Origin of the sequence: Streptomyces boncukensis (genome assembly GCF_011045075.1) — a bacterium.
In the GTDB taxonomy this organism is placed as follows: domain Bacteria; phylum Actinomycetota; class Actinomycetes; order Streptomycetales; family Streptomycetaceae; genus Streptomyces; species Streptomyces boncukensis.
Genome location: NZ_JAAKZZ010000839.1, coordinates 1 through 2,050, shown reverse-complemented (window position 1 = coordinate 2,050; position 2,050 = coordinate 1). Strand labels below are relative to the sequence as shown.

The 2,050-nt window shown below is 75.0% G+C and carries 1 protein-coding gene and 1 pseudogene; one reads left to right on the top strand and one right to left on the bottom strand.

The features are described 5' to 3' along the window. Positions 1 to 114: 114 nt before the first annotated feature. Positions 115 to 1,845, top strand: coding sequence for a WD40 repeat domain-containing protein (locus G5C65_RS40595; RefSeq protein ID WP_338146832.1), 1,731 nt, complete (start codon positions 115 to 117; stop codon positions 1,843 to 1,845). Between the two features lie 28 nt (positions 1,846 to 1,873). Here the strand turns inward: G5C65_RS40595 and G5C65_RS38765 are convergent. Then, positions 1,874 to 2,035: pseudogene (locus G5C65_RS38765) on the bottom strand (helix-turn-helix domain-containing protein); the annotation flags it as partial. Positions 2,036 to 2,050: the final 15 nt, after the last annotated feature.

The following is a 2,050-nucleotide window of genomic DNA, read 5'->3' as shown; positions in this document are numbered from 1 at the left end:
ACATCCGAAACGCGGGCGGGCAGCCCGTGTCAGCCTGTGGAGACCTTGGGACTACCCGGTCCGCGAAGCAGGAACCCGTAAGCCGGGCGACCGGCCGAACCCCCTCATAGGGGAATCCCCCTCCCTCGGGAGGGGGAGGAAGTCAACCTCAGCGGATTCCAGCGGGCAGGCGGGCTCGACGGCGGACTCGCCCGGACCGCCGAAAACCTGCACGCCTCGCTGCGGGAGCCGCAGCGGAGAATCGCCCGGCAGATCTTCGTCCGGCTGGTGGCCCTCGGCGACGGGACCGAGGACACCAGGCGCCCCCTGCCCCGCGCGGAGCTGGACCGCGACGCGGACACCGCCCATGTGCTGGAACAGGCCGCTCACCTACGACTGATCACGCTCGACCAGGACCGCGTCCAGCTCACCCACGAGGCGGTGATCCAGGCGTGGCCGCGCCTGCGCGGCTGGCTCGCCGAGGACCGGGACCGCCTGCGCGTCCAGCGCCGGCTCACCGAGGACGCCCGCGCCTGGGAGGACGTCGGCCGGGACTCCGGCGCCCTCTACCGCGGAGAGCGACTCGCGCTGGCCCGCGAACTCCTGGCCGACCCCCAGGTCGGTCTCACCACCGGCGAACGGGCCTTCCTCCGCGCCAGCACCGCCGTGGAGGCAGCCGCCCGCAGATCCGCACGCCGCCGCACCCTGGTCTGGCGCTCCCTGGTCTTCCTGCTCGCGACGCTCCTGGTGGCCACCGCGGTCGCCACCGACCGCGCCTCCCGGGCCCGGCACCAGCTCGCCCAGCAGCGGGACCGCGCCGCCGCCCGCGACCTCGCCGAGACGGCCACCGACCTGTACCCCACCCGGCCGGGCCTGGCCGTTCAGCTGGGCCTGGCCGCGTACCGCCTGGACCGCACCCCCACGACACGCGACAGCCTGCTCAGCACCCTGGCGACCTCGTGGGACGCGCACCCCGACGGCGAGGTGAGCTGGCTCGACTTCGGGCCGGAGGGGAAGCTGCTGGCCACCGGCGGCAGCGACCACGTGGCGCGGCTCTGGGAGACGCACGGCCTCGCGCGGCCGGACGCGGTCGCGACGCTGTCCGGTCACGGGGGCGCGGTGCGTTCCGTCGCGTTCAGTGCCGACGGGCGGACGCTGGCGACGGGGGGTGATGATCGGAGGGTGCGGTTGTGGCGTGTGGCGGATCCGCGGCGTCCGGCCCGGACGGCGACGCTGTCCGGTCACCGGGGCGCGGTGCGCTCCGTCGCGTTCAGTCCCGACGGCCGGACGCTGGCGACGGCGAGCAACGACCGCACGGTCCGGCTGTGGAACATCGCCGACCCCCGGAACCCCACCACGACCGCCACCCTGACGGGCCACAGCACCATGGTCTTCGCCGTGGCCTTCAGCCCTGACGGCCGTACCCTGGCCACCGCGGGCGGCGGCGACACCCCCGTACTCCTGTGGGATCTGTCCGGCACCGGGAAACCGGCCCGGCGGGCCGTCCTGCGCGGGCACCGGGACGTGGTCGGAGCGGTCGACTTCAGCCCCGACGGGCGGAGGCTGGCCACGGCGAGCGACGACCGCACCGTACAGCTCTGGGACGTCAGTGACCCCGGCCGCCCCACCACGACCGCCACCCTGTCCGGCTACACCACCGCCGTCGGATCCGTGGCCTTCAGCCCTGACGGCCGCGTACTGGCCGCCAGCAGCTACATCCGCAGCGTCCACTTCTACGGGCTCGACCCCGACCGCGCCATCGGACGGGCGTGCGAGCACGCCCGTCCCACCATCACCCGCGACCAGTGGTCCGCTCACGTCCCCTATCTCGACTACGCGCCACCGTGCGGGACACCGGGGGCCTGACCGCGCGTGCGCGGTGCGGAGGGTCGAGCCCGCGCACCGTGCGCTCCGCCGCGAAGACGTCCTGGAGCCGGTAGAGCAGCGCGCGGCCCTGCCGTCCCGCCGGGGCGAGCTGGCCCAGATGCACCCACCTGCGGATGGTCGCGGGGACGACGCCCACCTCGCGCGCCGCCGTCTCACCGGTGACGAGCATCGCCCCGCCCCTCCC